A 20,591-nucleotide genomic window follows, 5' to 3' on the forward strand; every position below is an offset into this window, starting at 1 on the left:
AAAATTCAGTCGTCTCGGTATTTTTCGATGTCCGCTGCGCGAAGAGTGAATCCGTGGCCCGGCGCATCGGGATCGGGCCGCAGCGCTCCGCCGAGCGGCAACGTGGTTCCGTCGAAAGCCATCAGCTCGATGCGAGTGTGGTCGTGAAACCATTCCAGGTGGCGCAGATTGGGCGTAGCCGCCGCCGCGTGCAGGTGTAAATTCGGTGCGCAATGCGCGGAGACATCCAGCCCGTAGGCGGCCGCTACTGCCGCCACGCGCAGCCACTCGGTAATGCCCCCGCAACGCGACGCGTCGGCCTGCAAGCAGTCCACTGCCTGCGCCTGACACATTCGGCGGAAATAGGGGAGGTCGTAGCCGTATTCGCCGGCGGCCACGTCGGCGTGCACCGACCCCGATACCGCGCGCAGCCCGTCGAGATCGTCGGAGGACACCGGCTCTTCGAACCACCGCACTTCCAGATCGGCTGCATCGGCCACCACCCGGATCGCTTGCTTGCGCGTATACGCGCCGTTGGCATCGACGTACAGTTCGACCGCGTCGCCGATAGCGTTACGCGCCTGGACCATCCGGGCCAAGTCGCGGTCGGTGCAGGTGCCCCACGATTCACCTATTTTGATCTTCACTCGGGGAATCTGCAGCCGCTGCGTCCAGCCGGTGAGCTGCTCGCGCAGCTGATGGTCGTCATAGCACGTGAATCCACCGCTGCCGTAGACCGCCACGGTGTCGCGCACCGCACCAAGCAGGCGATGCAGCGGTAAATCCAGCAGGCGGGCTTTGAGGTCCCATAAGGCGATGTCCACCGCGGAAAGCGCTTGTCCACCAATACCTTGGCGGCCCACGTTGCGCAGCGATTTGACCATTGCGTCGGAGGCCGCAGTGACGTCCAGGGCGGCACGGCCGACCACGACATCCGCAAGTAGACCATTGACCACGGGCACACACGCGGGGCTGCCATAGGTCCATCCAGTGCCGACGGTCTCGGCACTATGAGCCTGAACGACGATGAGTGTGGTGGTGTTCCAGCTCAGTGTGCCATCGGCCTCGGGCGCGTCAGTCGGAATGGTATACGCTCCGGCCTTCACTTCCGCGATCGTCCAGTCGCTAGACATGGCCCCGAAGTCAACTGTTCTTGTGCGGTAAGAACTCCTGGGCCTTGGTCTTCAGGCCCTCCTTGACGAACCCGATGCGGTCCTCGTCACCGGCCAGCACCGCGGCGGTGGTCGCCTTGAACTGTTCCCAGGTGGCGTGCGGCGGGATCGGCGGCATGTCGGGGTCGGTGTAGACGTCGAGCACGGTGGGACGGTCGGCCGAGAGAGCCTCACGCCAGGCATTCGCCAGTTCTTCGGGATCCTTGATCGCCAACGCGTTGAGTCCCAGCCCGGACGCGAATGCGGCAAAGTCGACATCGGGAAGTACCTGCGATTCCGCAAATTTCGGAGCTCCGGCCATCGCGCGCATTTCCCAGGTGACCTGGTTGAGGTCGTTGTTGTGCAGGATGGCCACGATCAGACGCGGATCTTCCCACTCCTGCCAGTACCGCTTGATCGTGATCAGCTCGGCCATGCCGTTCATCTGCATCGCGCCGTCGCCGGCGAATGCGATCACAGGCCGTTGCGGGTGAGCGAATTTCGCTCCGATCGCATAGGGGACACCGGGGCCCATCGTCGCCAGGTTTCCGGACAGTGATCCGCGAATGTTCCCGCGGAACTTCAGGTTTCGTGCGTACCAGTTGGCGGCCGAGCCGGAATCCGCCGTCACGATCGCGTCGTCGGGCAGCTGAGGGGAGAGCTCAGAGAATAGTCGCAGCGGGTTAATCGGGTGGGCACTGACATGCGCCTCCTTATCCATGGTTTCCCACCATCGCGATACGTTCTTCTCGATGCCTTCGCGCCAGGACCGGTCTTCCTTACGCTTCAGCTGGGGAATCAGGGCCTGCAGCGCGGACTTTGCGTCGGCGACCACATTGACCTCATACGGGTAGCGCATTCCGATGAACCGGCCGTCGACGTCGATCTGGACCGCCCGGCATTGCCCGAACTCCGGCATGAACTGGGTGTAGGGAAAGCTTGACCCCACAGTCAGCAGGGTGTCGCAGTCGCGCATCAGCTCGTAGCTGGGCCGCGTCCCCAGCAGGCCGATAGATCCTGTGACCCAAGGTAATTCGTCGGAGAGAACGTCTTTGCCCAAGAGTGCCTTGGCTGCGCCGGCGCCAAGCAGCTCCGCGACCTCGGTGACCTCAGCGCGTGCCCCTCGCGCGCCGGTTCCCACCAGCATGGCAACTTTCTTGCCCGCGTTGAGTATCTCGGCCGCACGAGCGATCGCGGCATCGTCGGGGGAAATGGCCGGCCACTCGACACCAAGGCTGGACGGCACCATTTTGAAGGCGTGGGTGGGTGCCGAATACGGCAGCTCTTGCACATCGGCAGGAATGATCAGTGCTGTCGGGGCGCGCTGCGCCAGCGCCACGCGGATGGCACGGTCCAGCACATTAGGCAATTGTTCTGGGACGGTGACCATTTGGACGTAGTCACTGGCGACGTCTTTGAACAGGCTTAGCAGGTCGACCTCTTGCTGGTAGGACCCGCCCATCGCGCTTCGGTTGGTTTGTCCGACAATGGCCACCACCGGAACGTGGTCGAGCTTGGCGTCGTAGAGACCGTTGAGCAGGTGGATCGCACCGGGCCCCGAGGTGCCCATGCACACTCCAATCCGGCCGGTGAACTTCGCGTAGCCGACCGCCTCGAAGGCGCTCATCTCCTCGTGACGCGACTGGACGAACTTGGGTTCGTTGTCGGCGCGACCCCACGCGGCAAGGATTCCGTTGATACCGTCCCCGGGATAGCCGAACACATGTTGAACGCCCCAGGCGCGCAGTCGCTCCAGTAGGTAGTCACTCACCTCTTGCTTGGCCATTCGTTTCCTTCCTAGACGCAACAGTTCGATGACAGGGCTCAAAACAGGTGCTCACCGGCACCACCGCCGCAGCCTGCGTGTGGCGACTCCGGCCGCCGCCGCGAGGGCCGCGGCTGCGCCGGCGCCGAGAACACCGTGGTGGTGCGAAGCCCACAGCTGACGGCTACGACCCTTGGACCGGTCGTCGAAGATGCCATGGGCGCCGTAGTCGTGGCCTTCGCTACCGTCGGCGGGATGCCACAGATTGGCCGGCTGATCCGCCTGACGGTCACGATCGGTCTGCTGAGAGCCGAAACCGGTTCGGGCCAAGTAGCGATCCAACAGACCGGGAGCTATCGCATTGCCTGCCAGCGTGCCCATCGTGCTGCTGCCCACCCAATACTCGCGCCGCCGAGGATGATTCGCCGCGTACAGCACCGCTCGCGCGGCCACCTCGGGCTGATAGATCGGCGGAACTGGCTGCGCTTGCTTGGGCAGCCGTGAAAGTACCCAGGAGAATTGCGGTGTGTTCACCGCCGGCATTTGCACCATCGTGACGTGGACGTTGCTGCGCTCATGCAACAGCTCGCAGCGCAACGCCTCGTGAAATCCTTGAATCGCGTGCTTGGCGCCGCAGTATGCGGTTTGCAGCGGAATGCCACGGTAGGCGAGCGCGGAGCCGACTTGCACGATTGTGCCGGCGTTGCGTGGGCGCATTCGCCGCAACGCCGCCATCGTCGCGTAGACATAACCCAGATAGCTCACTTCGGTGACGCGCCGGTACTCGGCGGGGGTGATTTCCCAAAACGGGGAAAACACCGATGTGAAAGCAACATTCACCCACACATCCGTCGGCCCGAACGCTCGCTCGGCCGTCTCGGCGGCCGCCTCGCACTGGTCGGGATCGGCCACGTCGATGGGTATCACGTAGGCCTTACCGCCGGCCGCCTCGACGTCGCGGGCCGCGCCGGCCAAACCCTTCTCGCCCCGCGCGACCAGGCCGACGTTCGCGCCCTGTGCGCCGAACGCCACCGCCGATGCGCGCCCGATTCCGCCACTGGCACCAGTGACCACCACGTTCTGACCCGGATGGGCGTCTGCGACTCGTCGCACGCGTGTCGAGGTACCCGCAATATTTCTGGTTATGCGTAGTTCAAACCTGTGACTGTTCGTAAAAAAATCAGTCCGAGAACGACTAGCTGTCCGGTCGGCTCACATCCTTGGCGGCGGCCGCCGGCGGCGCTGTGGCCTGGCCGTCGAGTGTCACCCCGTCCAGCCAGCTATCGACGTCCGGACCAAGCACTATCGCGTGATCGGGCGCCAACAGCGCTCCCGTCGCCAGCGCGCCAAGCTCGGGCTCTGTGACGCGTACCGCGCGGTCATCGCCTTGTGCGGCGAGCAGCTTCGATACCAGTCGGGGCAACCGGATGGCTTCCGGACCGGTGATTGTGCGCGGGGTACGTGTCTGCCCCAGAGCGGCTTCGACGAGCACGTCGGCGACGGTGTCGGCCGCGACCGGCTGAATCAACCAGTCCTGGGCAATGACGTGACCGTCGTCGAAGTCCACCGCGGCCGGGTTGGTAGCGAATTCGAACCATTGCGTGGACCGCACGATGGTGGCCGGCACCGGCCCTGCGAGCACTACGTCGTGCGCGGCCCGTTTGGCGACGAAGTAGGGAAACTCGTCGAACACGGGGTCCTCGATGCCGGCGATCGTCGACACGACCAATCGCTGGATTCCTTTGGCGCTGCACACCATTACCAAGTTGCGATATGCGGTGTTGAGTGTGTGCACAATATCGGCGTGCGCATGGTCGGGGACCGGGTCGCTCACGTCGATGACGACGTCGACGCCCTCGAGCGCGTCGGCGAGACCATGCCCGGTAACGAGGTCTACGCCGCCACCACGCGAGGCTTCGACCACCGTGACGCCGCGACCGCGCAGTCTGGCGGCGACGCGGGACCCGGCCGTGCCGGTGGCTCCGATCACTGCGATGGTGGTCGTGGCGGCACCTGCTCTCGGTCGTCCGGCGGGCAGGACTGCGGTACCCCGGAAACAGCTGTCCAAACTGACGAATTGGACCGGCTCCCATCGGCCCGTTGACCAGGCGAGACTGATCGGATTGCGCGGCGGCCGTTTGGCGGGCGACGTGGTGGGAAGTCGTAACGTGCGGACGAATTGATCGAAATGGCAGATGGCTTGTGTGGTCACGCCTCTTGCGCCAGTCCAGACGAGTTGGTCAATCGGTTCGCGATGAAGCGAGCGCAAGCTCACCAACACCAGGGAGGATCGAGCTATGGGCGATCAGAACAGTGGTCCAGAAGAAGGCATCAAGGGAGCCGTCGAGGGCATCAAGGGCAAGGCCAAAGAGGTCGGCGGGACCCTGGTGGGTCGCGACGACGTCGTAGAAGAGGGTAAGGCCCAGCAGGACAAGGCCGATGCTCAGCGCGACGCGGCAAAGAAGGAAGCCGAAGCCGATGCCGCGCGTGGCGGCGCCAAGGCCGCCGAAGAGCGCCAAAAAGAGCACCAGTAATTCGCCAGACTCGAGTGGGGCCGGCGCAATGTTGCGCCGGCCCCATTTGGCGCGTAGTGCAGGTATCGGCAACGAACTGTCCGGTCGATGGTTTCAACCCTCGACTCCGGGTTATCCCTGGCAGGAACCGCGGACACCGGGCCCGCGCCGGGGACAGTGAGGTGAGGGAGAAGATGGGCCATCGAATGTCGGGCATTCTCACTTTTCTCCGGAATGGGTACCCCACCTGCGCGCCGCCGGTTGGCTACCTTTCGCTGCTGGCCTTATTGCCGCGCCGCATCTCCGAGGACGAAGTCTGCGAAATCGCCTGGGACCTCTCGGTGCGCGGGTGTCCGGTCGATGACGCCGATATCGGCGTGGAGATCACCCGGAACATCCATGAAATGCCCTTGCCCGAAGACATCGAGCGGGTCCGGCGGCGACTCATTGCGATTGGCGGGCCGGATACGATTGCTCACGACGGATAATCAGGTTGATTCGAGAACGTCTGTGCGCCAGTGCTATTCGTAGCCGGGTATAGCGCGGCAGCGTTGGCTGTCGCGCCAAACGGGCAGTCACTCGCGATCGAGGTCGACCACCAGCGGCCGATGATCGGAGATCGACATCGGCTCGGTCTCAATCGTGGTGCCGCACAGGTCGCGGTCATCGGTCAGGATGTGGTCGAGCTGGCGGTCCGGGACCTCCGCGGGAAACGTGTCGGCCGTCGCGAGCGCCCGCATGCCCGACCAGCGATGCAGTGCCGGCGGCGTCATGTTGAGGTCACCGGTCAGTAGCCGCGGACCGGGAAATCCGCGCAAATCGTGGATCAGGCGGCGCAATTGGCGCCGGTTCCAGCCGGGCACGAAGGACAGATGCGTGTTGGCCACGGTCAGCGGACCTAATGGTGTGTCCAGCCGGGCAATGACGGCCGCTCGGGGTTCTTCGTCGACGACCATCACCCGGTTGGGACCGGGCAGGTACATCGGAAATCGCATCGGAATCCGGGGCAGACGCACGACTTGCCAACTGGCCGCGGGGAATCGGGACAGCAGCGCGATTCCGTATGCAGCGGTCCCGGGTTGTTCATCGCCGGTGGCGGCCATCCATGTCGCGCCTGGCGTGCCGGAGATCGCGGCCACGAATCGGTGTTCCACTGCTCCCATCGCTTCGGCTGCCAATGCGGTGAGGTCGGCTCGCGAGGACCGCTCCTGGTCACAGTCGACTTCCTGCAACGCCAGTACGTCGGGATCCAGGCGTCGCACGCAGTCCAGGAGCCGCTGCGGGTCGACTCCGTCGCCCACGGTGCGGCCGTGCAGGATGTTGAAGGTCGCTACGCGCATGGACTTTCGGCTTCCGATTTCCCGCTACCGGGCTCCGGGCACTTTTTCGCGTGCCGCCACCGAGCGGCCGTCGCCGGTATCGAAGACCTCGACGACGACGTCACGGTCCTGGTAGCGGCCCAGCGATGTCAGGCCCGGTGTTCGCGCGATGATCGCATGGGCCGCGTCACCGGTAAGCGGGTAGTCGGCCACCGGGTGGCGCCAGTGTGCGGCGACAACATTCGCGCCGGCCTGCAGCCGAACGCATTCCCGGGTCAACACCGCGGCAAGCGTCTCCGCTTGCAGGTAGTAGGCGATTTCGCTGAGCACGAGCAGATCGAAGGGGCCGGACGGCCACGAAGCATCGAGAGAAGACCGGGCCAGCGTCACCCGGTCCCGGCACCCGGCCTGCTGCAGCCGTGACTCGGCGGCACGTACCGCCACGTCGGCCACATCCACCGCCGTCACGTGGTCACAGCGCTGTGCCAGCTGCGCGGTCAGCACCCCGATCGAACAGCCGGGCTCGAAGGCATGCCGATAGCGGCGATTGGGCAGCAGGGCCAGCGTGATCGCGTACTTGCGCTGCTCGTACCATCGCGTCGATAACTGCCACGGATCGTCGGCGTCGGCATACATCTGGTTGAAATATGTGTCGGGGAGGCGGGCGCTCAGCGGAACGTCACCTCGCCCACGGCCATCAGTCGCGGCAGGACGTAGGTCGGCAGCACCGGTGGCGAGCCGGCGCTCGATTCGAATTGGCTGCGAAAGCACTGCGCGGCACGGCGTTTGCGGACCACCGCCCAATCGGGCATCGGTGAGGAACGCGCACGATCCCACGGCACCGCGGGATCGTGGGGAATAGCCCAGTGCCACATCCAGATCGGATACTCCAGCAACACGGTGTCGGTGCGTGCGCAGGCCGTGGCGGCGGCGCGTCCAACCGCCTCGTGATCGGGATGTCCGTCACCTCGCCAGGTGGCGGCGCACCAGGGTCGCACGTCGGCTCGATCGAGGATCTCGACGAGCAAATCGGTGAGCTTGTCCTCGTAGTCGGCCAGCTGGCCGTCCGGCAAGCCGAGCGAAACCGGTGGCGAGACTCCCAAAATGCTTGTTGCTCTGCGCAATTCGTGCTGTCGTGTCGCCTCCATGCGCTTCTGGTCCAATGGTGTCGCTCCGGGGTGTGCCGCGCCGCCGTCACTGACCGATACGACCTGAACGTCGACGTCGGCTGCGACCAACTGGGCGATCGTGGCGCCCAGGCCGAGTGTCTCGTCGTCGGGATGGGGTGCGACGACGACCAGCCCCGGGCACTCGGTGAGATCCAGTGGCGCAACGGGTTGGTCGTTGAGCGCGGTCAGCCACACCGGCGCAGGTGTACCGCTGTGGGTCAGCGGCTTGGCCGCAAACCTGGCGCAGTTGCTGGTCGACAGTGTCTTCACGTCACTCTCAGCGCCGCTGCCCCGCAAGCTCCCCGAGCGCGGCCAGATCCCGCTCGGCGTGGCTTTGCCGGATGTAGATGCTCAAGTCGGCCACCCGCTGGGCGTGGCGGCCATCCTGGCACAGGGGGCCGGGTCCCAACGCGCGGCCGGTCCGGGTGATCGCCTCGTCGGCGGCGTGTTCGACGATCGCCCGCACCCGGCGCGCCAGCAGCTCGGCGCTGTCGGATCGGTCGAACGGGTCGGCGTCGACCTGGGCTGACGCGGTGCTCAGCATCGCCTCGCCGGCCGCCAGCGCGGCGTCGACGGCACCCAGATGTGCCAACGAGTAGGCGTCCGCTGATTCACTTGCGGCACAGCGATATAACGGCTCGGCAACCCGGCGGGCACCGCCGAGCCAGCATGCCGCCACGCCGATGGCGCCATGCCAGAACCCGGGCCGGCTCAGATAGTCACCGGGATCGCCGATCGCCACGGCCTGGGCGTTGGTGAACTGCACCGGCCGGGTGTCACTTCCGGCCATCCCGGCGTTCCACCACGTGGACGGCAACGCCTTGACCGCGGGGTCGACGACGGCGACCGCGAAGAGGCCTCGCTCGCCGTCATCGAGCCGGGCGGTCACCAGGGCATGAGTGCAGAACCCGGCGCCCGAGCACCACACCTTGGTGCCGTTGAGCACGAATGCCCCCTTGACGTTGGTGGCCGTCACCACCGCATCGGGTGACTCGGCCGCCCACACCCCCCACAACTGGCCGAGATCGGGTGGCTTGCCACCTAATTCGTCGAGGATCGCAACGGCGTCGACGTGGGCCTCCACGATGCGGGCCGCAACGACGTCTTCTTCGGCCAGCAGGGCCAGACGTTGCCAGCGTTCCAGCGTGCGTCCCGACGCGGGCAGTGGCAGTTCGAGTCGTCCGGAATCCAGCCAGTGCTTGATCAATCCCGCGGTCACGCGTGATCTCCTGCCGCCGTTCTCCTCAATTGCCTTAACTCGTAGGCGAATCCGTGCGGGGCTCGGGCCTGGGTTCGTGCCGAGGTGATGACCGACAGCTCGGTGTCGCGGTGAATGCGATAGCCGACAGCTTTGAATCGCTCGACCAGGTCGACGTCCTCCCCGCAGGCCAGTGCGCGGAAGCCGCCGAGCCGCCAGTACGCGCGGGCACTGAAACCCATGTTTGCGCCGTGAATGTGGTCGTGCTGGTCGCTCAGACGAGCCTCGTAGGCCTGCGTGTAGCGCTCCGCCGTGTCGGGCGAATGCTCGCGCCAGTCGGTGATACGCACCACGCCCAGAACCATGTCCGCACCAACCCCGAGCTGATGGATCAGCCAGCCCGGGTCGACTCGGCTGTCCGCGTCCGTTGTGGCATACCAGCACTCGTCTTCATCGCTACACAGCGAGCGGCCATAGCCGAAACCGGCCGCCCGCGCGGCACCCACGTTGTGGGCGTCGACACTGATGAAGTGCACATCGGGCCCATACTCGCCGGCCAGCAGCGCGCTGTCGTCGTCGCTGGCGTCCAGAACCACGACGATGGATACCGGCATCGGTACGCACAGCGCACTGGTCACGACCGCACGCAGACACGCCGGGAGGTGCGCCTTCTCGTTGTGAGCGGGGACCACCACGACGACGCGATCGTAGCTGCGAGGCGACGGCACAGACATAACTGGCGATTGCCCAATTCGCCACTGTTTAAACAGATGACAATCGGGTTGCGTGCGCCGTGGGCCGGGTATCACCTAGTCACATGGCATCTACGGCAGCACCAATCGAATCGGACGGCGGCTCGGCGCGACTGCGCGAGGCGTTGCGGGGTGCGGCATCCGCACTCAAGGAGAACGGTCCGCGCTTCGCCTTGGCAGGCAGTTATGCGTTATGGGCGTACGGCGCACCTGAACCCAGCCATGACGTTGATCTGGTAGTCGCCGAATCCGACGTGGCCGCCGCGGCCGCCACGCTGCGCGGCGCGGGGTTCACGATCGAAAACCCGCCGGAGGATTGGCTGTTCAAGGCTTGCATTGGCGAGACGTTCGTAGACGTGCTGCACCGCGTGAACGGTGAGCCGGTGGAGGCGGCGACGCTGGATTTTGCCGAGCAGCGTGACGTGCTGGCAATCGCGATGCCCGTCTTGCCGCCCACCATGGTGTTGATCCAGAAGTTGCGTGCCCTCAACGAGCACCACTGCGATTTCGCAAAGTTGCTACCCCACGTGCGCGCGATCCGGGAACGGCTCGACTGGGCCAGCATCAGATCACAGACCGCCGGCAACGATTACGCGGTGGCCTTCTTGGTACTCGCCGGCCGGCTCGGGCTCACCGGCTGAACGCCGGCGGTCAGTGGTTGCGCAGTTTGGCGACCAATTTGTCCTTCGTCAGGCCTGAATAGCCGGACATACCAAGTTCTTTGGCGCGCTTTTTGAGCTCCGGCACCGTCCAGTCGGTGTACGAACCGGACTTGCCGCCCTTGCGGCCGACCGAAGACGTGCCCCGAGCGGCGGCGGCGTTGGAGATCCGTGCCGCTTTCTCCTCGGAGTTGCCCTGCTTACGCAGCTCGCGGTACATCTTCTCGTTTTTGATCGACGGGTTGGGCACGATGGTCACCTTCCTGTCATCGATGGGATACTTTGGCCAGAATTCCCGGCTTGACCGCGGTGAAACCACGGCGGCGAAACTCCTGTCCATCACCGATGCGGTTACCTATCCTTGAGTGGGGTAGTCGAAAATGGTGAGTCCAGCGCCCGGCAACGGCCTTCGCGGTGTGGTGGCTATTGGTGCCTCGGCGGGTGGCGTCGAGGCACTGTCGAAGCTGGCTGCCGGGTTGTCGACGGACTCGCCGTACGCCTATCTGATGACTTTGCACATCCCCGCCGGTGCGCCGAGCATCCTGGCACGCATCATCAACCGCAGCGGACCGCTGCCCGCTGTCAACGCGGAGAATGGCGCGGCGCTGGAGCCGGGCCACATCTACGTGGCACGGCCAGACCGTCATCTGCTGGTCGACGATTGTCGCGTCGTGCTGTCGCACGGGCCAACCGAGAATGGTCATCGACCAGCAATCAATGCGCTGTTTCGCTCGGTTGCGTTGGCGTTCGGGCCACGCGCGATCGGGGTGCTCCTGTCGGGCGTGCTCGACGATGGCGTCCTCGGGCTGGACGCGATCCGGTCGCGCGGCGGGATCACCATCGGCCAGTCGCTCGATGATGCGCTGTTCCCGTCGCTGCCCGGAAATGCGCAGGACGCTGGTGTATTGGATCAACAGGCTGCGGCGGCCGACATCGGCGAAGTGCTCGAAGCGCTGTCGCACCGTGAGATCAAGGAGCTGAATGTGGAGCCTGATAATCGGATGGAGTTGGAGAATCGCATCGCGATGACGGCCCGATTCTCGACGAATTTCGATACCCAAGATATTGGTCCGGCGTCGGGATACACCTGTCCGGATTGCAATGGATCACTAGTTGCGCTCGGGGAGAGGCACTTTCGTTGCCGAGTAGGTCACGCATGGACGCCGGACGCGCTGCTGGCCGCTCGCGACGATGAAGTCGAGAGTGCGTTGTGGATCGCCCTGCGCAGTCTGCAGGAAAAAGCGAAGCTGGCCCGGCAACTGGCCGACAGCGTCGGACACGGTCCGCTCTTTGTCCGGTACAGCGCGCGGGCCGAGGAAACCGAACGCGCGCTGAGCATACTCAGCGAACGGCTGGCGGCGACGAGTTCCCGCGCAGACGAGTTGGGCGATGTCGGTGGTTGACTCATCCGTCCAGGTCGGCGTTGAACGTCGCGGAGATGTCGCCGTCCTGACGATCGGCGGAGTGCTCGACGGCACCACCTACCGGAGTTTGCGTGATGCCGTGATCAAAGCCGCCCTGGACGAGCCGCGCGCGGTGATCGTCGATGTCAACGAGCTGTCGGTGCCCGCCGACTCCGCGTGGTCGGTGTTCACCAGCGCTCGTTGGCATGTCAGCACCTGGCCGGACGTGCCGATCCTGCTGGTGTGTGAAAGCCTGCGGTCTCGGCGCGCGATCAGCGCTAACGGTGTCTCCCGGTACGTGCCGGTGTACGGCGACCACCAGGCCGCGGCCGACGCCGTGCTGGATCGGTCATGTGACGGCCGCCGCCGGGCGCGGACACAGCTTCCCGCCAGGGCGGTCAGCGTGGGCTTGGCCCGCGCATTGATCTCCGAGTGGCTGACCGGGTGGGCCCAGGGTCACCTGATTCCGGTTGCGGGCACGGTGGCGACGGTCTTCGTCGAGAATGTCCTCGACCACACGGACAGCGCGCCGGTGCTGATCGTCGAGAGCTATCGGGACACCGTCACGGTCGCAGTCGAAGATGACAGCACGGAGCCGGCGGGCCGGCTCGAAACCGACGCCGGCACCGCGACCCTTTCGGGTCTATCCATCGTCTCGGCGCTGTGCCGTGCATGGGGCAGCACTCCCACCTCGTCGGGCAAGGCGGTTTGGGCACTGGTCGGTCGCGAAAACGAGCTCTAGCACCGCGAGTAGTGTTCAAGTCCTCAAGCAGCCGATCTTCGAGGGACTTCCATGGACGACACCACCGACGAGTCGTTTGAGGCCTTGCTGAGATATCTGCGGGATTCTCGTGGATTTGACTTCACCGGCTACAAACGGACGTCGTTGATGCGTCGCGTCCGTCATCGGATGGAGCATGCCGGCTACAGCTCCTACGAGGAGTACCTCGACGTCTTGCAAGCCAGTTCGGACGAATTCGCGGCGCTGTTCAACACCATCCTGATCAACGTCACCGCGTTTTTCCGTGACGTAGAGCCCTGGGAATTCGTCCGGGACGAGGTCATTCCGCGGCTGCTTGCCGAGCGGGGTCCCACCGACCCGATCCGGGTATGGAGCGCGGGATGCGCGTCCGGACAAGAGGCGTACACGCTGGCCATGCTCATGGCCGACGCACTTGGGGCCGACGAATTCCGGCAGCGGGTCAAGATCTATGCGACCGATATCGACGAAGAGGCGCTCGCCGAGGCCCGCGTCGCGTCCTACGACGCCAAAGCCGTCGAGTCGGTACCGCCAGAGATGCTGGCGCGCTACTTCGAACAGGTCAACGGCCGCTACGTGTTCCACAAAGATCTGCGTCGCGCGGTCATTTTCGGCCGTAACGACCTCGTCAAGGATGCGCCCATCTCTCGAGTCGACTTGCTGGTGTGCCGTAACACCCTGATGTATCTCAATGCCGAGACTCAGCGAAATGTGCTGGGACGCTTGCATTTCGCGCTCGGTCCGCAAGGCACGTTGTTCCTGGGGCACGCCGAGATGTTACTGAGCCACGGTGACCGCTTCACTCCGCTGAACTTGCAGAACCGGATCTTTCGCAAGGCGGCCGGGACCCACGGCAACGTGGATCGCTACGATCCGGCGGCGGCGTTCTACGATCGCCACGGTGACTTGCCGGGCCTGATGACGGTGCGCGAGTTGGCTTTTCGCGCCAGCCCGGTGGCGCAGATCGTGGTCACCGGCGAGGACACCGTCGCGATGATCAATCAGCAGGCGGAGAGCGTCTTCGGTTTGTCGGCTCGCGACATCGGCCGCCTGCTGCGTGATCTCGAAGTCTCCTACCGCCCCGTCGAGCTGCGCGCCTACCTCGAGCAGGCGAAGGTCGAGCGGCGTTCGGCGCGGATTCCGGACGTCAAATGGCAGCGGCCCGGCGCCGAGACGGTGTGGTTCGAGATTCATGTCAATCCTCTGGTCGACGCCGAAAACGGCTTGCTCGGGGTGTCGATCGTGTTCTTCGACGTCACCGCGACGCGTGCCCTACTGGACAAGGTCGTGCAGACCAACCGCCAGCTGGAGGCAGCCTACGAGGAGTTGCAGTCCACCAACGAGGAGCTCGAGACGACCAACGAGGAACTGCAGTCCACGGTGGAGGAACTCGAGACCACCAATGAGGAATTGCAGTCCACCAACGAAGAGCTCGAGACCATGAACGAGGAGCTGCAGTCCACCAACGACGAACTGCACACGATCAACGACACACTGCGGGAACGCAGCCTGGAACTCGACGACGCCAAGAACTTCCTGGATTCGCTGACCAACTCGATGCAGCTGGGCATGGTCGTGGTGGACCGCGAGATGAAGGTGGTGGTGTGGAACCGCGGCTGCGAGGACCTCTGGGGATTGCGGGCCGATGAGACGACCGGCGCCAGGCTGACTTCGCTGGATATCGGGCTCCCGTTGGAGACCGTGCGGCCACTGATCGGCAACGCGTTCGTCGACCAGGACAGCGTCGGTGAAACCGTGGTGGACGCGGTCAACCGGCGTGGCCGGGCGGCGCGAATTCGGGTGACGTGTACGTCATTTCGTTCGGGGGATGGAGCCGTCGGAGGGGCATTGCTTCTGATGGAGGTTCTAAGCGAGCAGCGGCCTTAGTCACCGGTTGCCCGGTCGGCTGCCGCATGGTTGGCGGCCTGCCGTGCTTGCATGGCCCGACGCAGCGACTCTTCGGCGCGGCGTCGGGCGATAGCCACCGATTGGGCCGTGGCGCCGAGTCCTGCCGCCAGATCCCGACGCCGACGCTGGAGTTCGGCCGCGCGCCGGCGCGCGGCCTCGGCGCGACCCGCCGGAGTATTGGCGGTGCGGTTCAACGACAGCCGGTTCAGGCCGCCGCGCGGTGGGCCAGTCACTTCCTCGGTTTCCATCGCCTCTCTTTCCTCACCAGTGGTGTCGTCGATACTCGGCATTGAGTTTGCGGCCTCGGCTTCGGCCGATGGGCACGGGGGAGGGGCGCCCTCGACGATGCTGGCCAGGACATCGCCGATGACGTTAATCGGCAAAACCAGATCGGCACCGGCCTGGGCCGCCGCGATGGGCATCGAGGGATATTCGGCGGTATCCGGGCTTTGTGCGATGGCGAAGGCGCCGGCCCGCTTCATCGCCGCGACTCCTTCGGCGCCATCCCTGCCGGAGCCCGACAACACCACGGCCAGTCCCCGTGGCCCGTATGAGGCGGCCACCGACGCCAGCAAAACGTCGAAGCGGTGCTCGGTGGGCGACCGCATTCTGCGCAGTCGGCAGCAACCCTGCGGTGTCACTTCCATGTGCATATCCGGCGGGCACACGATCACGTGGCCCGGTTCGACCATTTGCCCGTCGCGCGCCCAGCTCACTCGATGACCTGTGGACCTGTGCAGAATCGTCGGCAGCACGCTGGATTGCCCGCCGAGATGTTGTTGCACGATGACGGCTGCGCCGAAATCCGCCGGCAGGTCACCTAGGAGCGCCGATAACGCGTTCAATCCACCTGCCGACGCCAACAGCACCACCACTGCCACCCCAGGGCGGTGCTCGCCGGTCGTCATGCGGTCCAGTGTCCTCCTACCGGTGCTCTCGCCGCAGTCCCCGGCGGCCGCGGTATCCGCGAGGCGAAGTGGTTCGCCGGTCGGCGAAAACGCCGGGACTTACGGGTTTGGGTCGACATTTATCTGGGTACGGCCCTGTGTCGCGGGCGCCACGGCGCTGCGGCGCACCGCGCGTGGAGTACTTCGACGCAAGTTCGAACCGGCTACGGAAGGACTTTGTCGTGAAGATCGCGATCGTTATCGGCGACGACTTCGTGGGTGACGACCCGGCGCGCCTCAGTACCGCAATGACCGCCCTGGGTCACGACGTCACGGTCTACGTGCGGCAACGGGATCGGCGTACCGAGCAAAAGCGGCCCGACCGGGGCTATCGCATCGTCTCGGTGCGCGTCGGTCCCGGTGCGGCGCGGTCAGCGGCCGACGCCTTGCCGTTCGTCGGGCATTGGGCGGCCACACTTGACCAGCAGTGGTCACGCGATCGACCCGATATCGTGCACGCATTTGGCTGGTTGGGCGGGATGGCGGCGCAGCTGGCCGCACGACGGAGTGGCCGGCTGACTGTCCAGACTTTCCAGGGCTTCACCGCGTTGTCGGCGACACCCGGGACCGCGACGGGTGAAGACGCGGCGCGTGCGCGCCTGGAGCCGCTGTTGGCACGCAGCGCGGGCTGGGCAACCGTCGAGAGCACTTCAGAACTCGAGACGGTCGCCAGATTGCGGCACGGACGGGAGCGGGCGTCGGTTCTCACTGGGGGCGTCGACGTCAAGCGCTACACTCCGGTGGGCCCGGCGTTCGACCGTACCGACGTCTACCGTATTCTGTGCTTGGCACCAAATGCATTGTCGGGCAATGGTTTTGACATCACAATCCAGGCCTTGCCCCGGGTCCCGGCGGCCGAGGTCGTGGTCGCGGAAACCGAGTCGACCAACCGCAGAAACGACGAGGCGCGAGCGAAGCTGAAACAACTCACCATCGAGTTGGGGGTGGCCGACCGAGTGCGATTCCTGGGTGCCGTTCCCGATAGCGAATTGCCGATGTTGTTGCGATCCGTCGACGTCGTCGCGTGCACACCGCGCCGGCCGCCGCGGGCGACGGCGGCGTTGCAGGCCATGGCGAGCGGAGTCGCCGTAGTCGGCGTGCCCGTCGGTGTGCTCAATGATGTCGTCGTCACCGATGTGACTGGCCATCTGTTGTCGGACGACAGCCCCAAAGAACTGGCGACTGCCTTGAGAACGCTTGCCGCGGAACGGTTTCGTTGTGAGGGCATGGGCGCGGCGGGCAGAAGCCGGGCAATGTCACGCTACACGTGGGATCGGATTGCGCTGGACTCCCTGGCCATTTATGGGAGACTCAGTGCGGGACACTTGCCGTCGGGACGGCAAGCGAAGGCGATGGAAGAGGTCACACGGTGACCGGTACGCAGTCTTTCGGTGACTTCACTACACCGACGGCGAAGTCATGACCAGCGTCGCCGAAAAGTCCGTCGACGTATCCGATGGATCGCCTGAATCGCGCAATGACGACTACGGGGCCGCCCGTGACCCCGGAAGGTTGTCACGGCCGGCCGCACTTCGGCACGAGCAATTTCGCACGTTCGATCCGGGCCAAGCGCGTCGCTTCTTTGCCGCCGCCTACACGCCGGGTTGGCAAGTCATGGGTCTCGCCAGAGGATCGGCCGTTACCCACCGGCGTTGCGATACCGGCTCGCTGCATTTCGACGAGGTTCTGATTCAGGGCCGGGTCAGGTGCGAAATTCCCGGGGCGACATCGGTTCTCGTGATCCAACCCCGTGCCGGTTCGTTATCCACCGCCATAACCGCGGCCACCGAGTCCGAGTACCCGGTGCTCGTCGCCGACGGTATGCCCTGTGTGCTCCAAATCAATTCCGCGCAATTCGATGTCGTCAGCATCGGGGAAGACGTGCTGCGCAAGGTCGCCGCCGGTCACCATGCGCCGTTGCCGCAGAAGATCCGGTTCTTGGACCCGCGCCCGCGCTCGCTCGCCGCCGCCCGGGCCTGGCACCGGGCAATGGATTACGTCACGGCCACGCTGTCGTCGGCCGATACGGCGCAACAGCCGCTGATCGCCGCATCGGCGGCCGCCGTAATGGCGACCGCACTGCTCGAGTGCTACCCGTCCACCCTGACCGCGGACAGCGACGTGCTGAGCGACCCGGAGATACCGGAAGCACTAAAAGACGCTGTTTCATTCATCCACCGAAACGCGGCGAGCGACGTAGGGATCCACGATGTCGCGGCCGCATTGCGCCTGACGCCCAGGGCGGTGCAATACCTGTTCAAACACCAACTCGACACCACTCCGACGCGATACATGCGGCGCGTTCGGCTACACCGCGCGCATCTGGACTTGTTATCCAGCGACCGTTCCACGACTACGGTCGGCGAGATCGCACAGCGGTGGGGCTTCGTACACACCGGTCGCTTCGCGGTGCAGTACCGGCAGACCTATGGCCAGAGCCCGCATACCACGTTGAGGCAACTGGACTAGCGCGTCGTGCGGCGCATCGAATCAACTTCGTTTGAGGGATAACGACGTCGCGCGGCGAACCGCTGGTATTTGTCAGCTCAAATTGCCGATGGGAAACCTACTGCGTAGCTTGCCATTCTGATATTGCACATGGGCGTGTGCCGTCATGCGAGCATGCGGGACTCAGGTATTGTCGCTAGGCTCTGGTCAGGTTGAGTCCACAGCTGCCGACATCTTCGGGGCCACCTGGACATCGTTGTCACCCGCCCTGTCGCCAATCCACTCAAGATGGGCGCAATTACATGACTGCTTTACCTTTTCGACATGCACCAGACTTTCGTGGGCAACCACGTTGCCGCCATCTGATCGATTGCGCTGGGGCGCAATTACATGTGCACGCGCGCAGTTTGGCAACCGTCTTGCGCGTGGACGGTGAAATAGACGCATCGAACGCCGACCTGCTGGGCGACGCGATCCGCCGCTATTCGCGGCTGAAAGCTCCTCTGATCCTGGACCTCAGCGAGCTGGATTTCCTTGGCATGGCTGGATTTCGGATGCTGCTTGTCCTCAACTGCGAACATCGGCGGGCCCACCTCCACTGGAGTGTGGTCACCGGCGCGCGGCTGGATCGTCTTACCCGCGTGGTCCCCAACCACGGTCTACCGCTTGTCGATTCGGTCCCGGAGGGACTTCAGCTGGTCGACGACCGGATACAGGCGCGGCGTCGGTGCCATAGGGGCGCAGCGCGCCAACACGAACCTCAACGGAAAACCGCCTGACGCGGGCTACGCTGTCTTCGCCAGCGCGGAATGAGACACCTTGTCGCCCTTGGCTACTCTACGAATCAACATGCGAGTCGCCTTCTCGAGTATCTCCTGCGCCGCGTCGGGCCGACGCGCACGCTCGGCGCGCTGCGCGGCGGCCCCGATGGTGAGTCCTTGCTCGTAGCCGACGACGACACGCGGATCGACGTACGAGCCGCGTGCCACCGCCGCAGTGTTGCCCAGTCCCTCGGCGACCTCCTTCATCACCGCGGCCTCAACGCGTTTGGTCACGCGTTGGGATACGGGCGGGTCGGCATCGACGAATGCGGCGGCCGCCAGCACTGTTCCGTGCCACGTGCGCAGGTCCTTGACGGTGAATTCGCCGCCGACGAGCTCTTTGAACCGGGCATTGAGGTCCTCGGCGCGAATTTCAGTCCATCCGGATGCGTTGCGGTACACCAGTAATCGTTCACCGCTGCCGCGGCGTCGCATCAGCGAGCGCACCGCACGGACGACGTCGGCATCCTTGACCGCAACGGTGCGCTGCACCCCGCTCTTGGCGGGATAGTCGAATTCGATCGCGTCGCGATGCACAGTCACGTGCTCACACAGCAGCGTGGCAATTCCGTAGGACTCGTGTTCGTCGGCGTATTGCTCACCACCGGAGCGGAAATAGCCACGGTCCAGCAGTCGCAGTCCCAGCGCCAGCACGCGATCTCGGGAGGCGCCACGATCACCGAGGTCGGCGACGATGCGGGCACGGAATTCCGGCAACCGCGTGGACATGTCCAGGACGCGGTCGAACTTCTCCTCGGCCCGCTCCTGCTGCCACGCGGAATGGTAGAGATACTGGCGGCGTCCCGCTGCGTCGGTGCCGACGGCCTGGATATGTCCGTTGGGGTGCGGCGAGATCCACACTTTCTTCCACGCCGGTGGGATCACCAGGTCCTTAATGCGCTGTAGGGCGGCTTCGTCGGTCAGCGGGTTGCCGTCAGGCCCGACGTAGGTGAAGCCCTTGCCCCGGCGCTTGCGCGCGATTCCGGGGTTGCTCAGGGTGCTTCGGCGCAGCCGCATCATCACCTCCAGTCCCGTGGCTGACTGGAAATTACCCACCCGCGCTGCGGTTGACACCAGTTCAACCGCACAAGCAAACGACCCGCCACGGCAGTGTGGCGGGTCGTTTGGCGCGGAATCAGCCTGCCATGAATTCGTGGTAGGCCGATTCCAGGTTGCCCGGCAGGGCCGACACGTTGCACTGGCGCTCGGTGTCGCCGATCGGCGCCAGGATGCCGCGCAGGTCGTAATACTCCTGCGGGTGCGCGGTGAAGTAGCCGCGCAGGCTGGAGGCGGCCTCCCCCCGGGGCTGTCCGTAGGCCGCGCTGACAACCTGGTTGGCACCGGGGTGCGCGGCGAGGTACTGCTCGGCCGCGCCCTGTACCGAGGAAACCGTGGCGTTGACACCCGCGGGGCTGCAGTCGGGTGCGGCGGTGGCTGACGGCGCGGCGACGAGGCCCAGGGCCATTCCTCCGAGCAGGCAACCGGCGCTCATGCCGGCGACGCGCCGGCGCGCGACGATACTGCTGAAATTCATGATCAGTGTTGTCCTTCGAATCGATCCGAATTGATTCGCGGGGACTCCCGACTCCCCGGAGTCCAAGGTAGCTAAGGATGATGTGGGCAACCTGCCGATCGTGCGTGTAGCTAACGCTTGGATGGACAACAGTTCTCGGCTTGGTCACGCCCAGGCAGTCAGTACCCGCACCTTGTGACCAAATCGTGACCAACTGAAGCGGGTGCCAGCAACATCACCTTATGATTTCTCTAAGGCGCCGATCGCGGTGTCGTGTGTCCCCGCA

22 protein-coding genes are annotated in these 20,591 nt (G+C 65.0%); 9 read left to right on the forward strand and 13 right to left on the reverse strand.

What is annotated here, in order from left to right; translation table 11 throughout:
- Window positions 1-5: 5 nt before the first annotated feature.
- The 4 genes from MAAFP003_RS06665 to MAAFP003_RS06680 all read right to left on the reverse strand — a co-directional run bounded on the left by MAAFP003_RS06665 (window position 6) and on the right by MAAFP003_RS06680 (window position 4,885).
- The gene (locus MAAFP003_RS06665) at window positions 6-1,112 is read right to left on the reverse strand and encodes an enolase C-terminal domain-like protein (RefSeq protein WP_096285502.1); all 1,107 of its coding nucleotides are present in this window, start codon (window positions 1,110-1,112) and stop codon (window positions 6-8) included.
- A gap of 10 nt (window positions 1,113-1,122) precedes the next feature.
- Window positions 1,123-2,916 carry a thiamine pyrophosphate-requiring protein gene (locus tag MAAFP003_RS06670; protein ID WP_096285504.1) on the reverse strand — a complete coding sequence of 598 codons (1,794 nt, stop codon included), beginning with the start codon at window positions 2,914-2,916 and terminating at the stop codon, window positions 1,123-1,125.
- A 51-nt stretch (window positions 2,917-2,967) separates the two neighbouring features.
- Entirely contained in the window at window positions 2,968-3,972 is a 1,005-nt protein-coding gene (locus MAAFP003_RS06675) for an SDR family oxidoreductase (protein ID WP_165796375.1), read from the reverse strand.
- 118 nt (window positions 3,973-4,090) lie between these two features.
- Complete coding sequence (locus tag MAAFP003_RS06680; protein WP_243393799.1) at window positions 4,091-4,885, reverse strand: SDR family oxidoreductase; 795 nt, start codon at window positions 4,883-4,885, stop codon at window positions 4,091-4,093.
- A gap of 307 nt (window positions 4,886-5,192) precedes the next feature.
- On the opposite strand from MAAFP003_RS06680, the gene mbp1 reads away from it, so the two are divergent.
- Together mbp1 and MAAFP003_RS06690 are read left to right on the forward strand one after the other, a co-directional pair.
- Entirely contained in the window at window positions 5,193-5,429 is a 237-nt protein-coding gene (gene mbp1 / locus MAAFP003_RS06685; RefSeq protein ID WP_096285508.1) for a microaggregate-binding protein 1, read from the forward strand.
- A gap of 161 nt (window positions 5,430-5,590) precedes the next feature.
- Complete coding sequence (locus MAAFP003_RS06690) at window positions 5,591-5,896, forward strand: DUF3349 domain-containing protein (protein ID WP_243393800.1); 306 nt, start codon at window positions 5,591-5,593, stop codon at window positions 5,894-5,896.
- Window positions 5,897-5,983: 87 nt separating this feature from the next.
- Here MAAFP003_RS06690 and MAAFP003_RS06695 read toward each other — a convergent pair whose 3' ends face one another.
- The 5 genes from MAAFP003_RS06695 to MAAFP003_RS06715 are packed head-to-tail and all read right to left on the reverse strand — an operon-like array spanning window position 5,984 to window position 9,828.
- Window positions 5,984-6,748, reverse strand: a complete 765-nt coding sequence (locus MAAFP003_RS06695) for an endonuclease/exonuclease/phosphatase family protein (RefSeq protein ID WP_096285510.1) — start codon at window positions 6,746-6,748, stop codon at window positions 5,984-5,986.
- A 24-nt stretch (window positions 6,749-6,772) separates the two neighbouring features.
- A complete protein-coding gene (locus MAAFP003_RS06700) occupies window positions 6,773-7,363 on the reverse strand; it encodes an SAM-dependent methyltransferase (RefSeq protein WP_096285512.1) in 591 nt (196 codons plus the stop codon).
- Window positions 7,364-7,395: 32 nt separating this feature from the next.
- Window positions 7,396-8,166: a PIG-L deacetylase family protein gene (locus MAAFP003_RS06705; RefSeq protein ID WP_096285514.1), complete on the reverse strand. Its 771-nt coding sequence runs from the start codon at window positions 8,164-8,166 to the stop codon at window positions 7,396-7,398.
- 7 nt (window positions 8,167-8,173) lie between these two features.
- Entirely contained in the window at window positions 8,174-9,115 is a 942-nt protein-coding gene (locus tag MAAFP003_RS06710; RefSeq protein ID WP_096285516.1) for an acyl-CoA dehydrogenase family protein, read from the reverse strand.
- The gene (locus tag MAAFP003_RS06715; RefSeq protein ID WP_096285518.1) at window positions 9,112-9,828 is read right to left on the reverse strand and encodes a glycosyltransferase family 2 protein; all 717 of its coding nucleotides are present in this window, start codon (window positions 9,826-9,828) and stop codon (window positions 9,112-9,114) included. The genes MAAFP003_RS06710 and MAAFP003_RS06715 overlap by 4 nt, the downstream gene beginning before the upstream one ends.
- Window positions 9,829-9,911: 83 nt before the next feature.
- Between MAAFP003_RS06715 and MAAFP003_RS06720 the strand changes: the two genes are divergently transcribed.
- Window positions 9,912-10,487 (forward strand): nucleotidyltransferase, encoded by a 576-nt coding sequence (locus tag MAAFP003_RS06720; protein ID WP_096285520.1) that lies wholly within the window; start codon window positions 9,912-9,914, stop codon window positions 10,485-10,487.
- A 10-nt stretch (window positions 10,488-10,497) separates the two neighbouring features.
- Here MAAFP003_RS06720 and MAAFP003_RS06725 read toward each other — a convergent pair whose 3' ends face one another.
- A complete protein-coding gene (locus tag MAAFP003_RS06725) occupies window positions 10,498-10,755 on the reverse strand; it encodes a DUF7218 family protein (protein ID WP_096290922.1) in 258 nt (85 codons plus the stop codon).
- Between the two features lie 130 nt (window positions 10,756-10,885).
- Between MAAFP003_RS06725 and MAAFP003_RS06730 the strand changes: the two genes are divergently transcribed.
- Genes MAAFP003_RS06730 through MAAFP003_RS06740 form a run of 3 tightly spaced genes read left to right on the forward strand, consistent with a single transcriptional unit; the run spans window position 10,886 to window position 14,555 of the window.
- On the forward strand, window positions 10,886-11,908 hold the full coding sequence (locus MAAFP003_RS06730; RefSeq protein WP_096285522.1) for a chemotaxis protein CheB: 1,023 nt from the start codon (window positions 10,886-10,888) through the stop codon (window positions 11,906-11,908).
- On the forward strand, window positions 11,895-12,650 hold the full coding sequence (locus tag MAAFP003_RS06735) for an STAS domain-containing protein (protein ID WP_096285523.1): 756 nt from the start codon (window positions 11,895-11,897) through the stop codon (window positions 12,648-12,650). The genes MAAFP003_RS06730 and MAAFP003_RS06735 overlap by 14 nt, the downstream gene beginning before the upstream one ends.
- A gap of 51 nt (window positions 12,651-12,701) precedes the next feature.
- The gene (locus tag MAAFP003_RS06740) at window positions 12,702-14,555 is read left to right on the forward strand and encodes a CheR family methyltransferase (protein WP_096285525.1); all 1,854 of its coding nucleotides are present in this window, start codon (window positions 12,702-12,704) and stop codon (window positions 14,553-14,555) included.
- Here the strand turns inward: MAAFP003_RS06740 and MAAFP003_RS06745 are convergent.
- On the reverse strand, window positions 14,552-15,484 hold the full coding sequence (locus MAAFP003_RS06745; protein ID WP_096285527.1) for a chemotaxis protein CheB: 933 nt from the start codon (window positions 15,482-15,484) through the stop codon (window positions 14,552-14,554). The genes MAAFP003_RS06740 and MAAFP003_RS06745 overlap by 4 nt on opposite strands.
- A 221-nt stretch (window positions 15,485-15,705) precedes the next feature.
- Here MAAFP003_RS06745 and MAAFP003_RS06750 point away from each other — a divergent pair, with 221 nt between their 5' ends.
- From MAAFP003_RS06750 to MAAFP003_RS06760, 3 genes are all read left to right on the forward strand, one after another.
- The gene (locus MAAFP003_RS06750) at window positions 15,706-16,896 is read left to right on the forward strand and encodes a glycosyltransferase (protein ID WP_096285529.1); all 1,191 of its coding nucleotides are present in this window, start codon (window positions 15,706-15,708) and stop codon (window positions 16,894-16,896) included.
- A gap of 46 nt (window positions 16,897-16,942) precedes the next feature.
- Complete coding sequence (locus MAAFP003_RS06755) at window positions 16,943-17,992, forward strand: helix-turn-helix transcriptional regulator (protein WP_096285531.1); 1,050 nt, start codon at window positions 16,943-16,945, stop codon at window positions 17,990-17,992.
- Window positions 17,993-18,273: 281 nt separating this feature from the next.
- Complete coding sequence (locus tag MAAFP003_RS06760) at window positions 18,274-18,750, forward strand: STAS domain-containing protein (protein ID WP_096285533.1); 477 nt, start codon at window positions 18,274-18,276, stop codon at window positions 18,748-18,750.
- A 6-nt stretch (window positions 18,751-18,756) separates the two neighbouring features.
- On the opposite strand, the gene MAAFP003_RS06765 is transcribed toward MAAFP003_RS06760, so the two are convergent.
- Both MAAFP003_RS06765 and MAAFP003_RS06770 read right to left on the reverse strand, forming a co-directional pair.
- Complete coding sequence (locus MAAFP003_RS06765) at window positions 18,757-19,809, reverse strand: DNA topoisomerase IB (protein WP_096290923.1); 1,053 nt, start codon at window positions 19,807-19,809, stop codon at window positions 18,757-18,759.
- Window positions 19,810-19,927: 118 nt separating this feature from the next.
- Entirely contained in the window at window positions 19,928-20,326 is a 399-nt protein-coding gene (locus MAAFP003_RS06770; RefSeq protein WP_096285535.1) for a heme-binding protein, read from the reverse strand.
- Window positions 20,327-20,591: the final 265 nt, after the last annotated feature.

The sequence above is a fragment of the Mycobacterium ahvazicum genome (assembly GCF_900176255.2).
Taxonomy (GTDB): Bacteria; Actinomycetota; Actinomycetes; order Mycobacteriales; family Mycobacteriaceae; genus Mycobacterium; species Mycobacterium ahvazicum.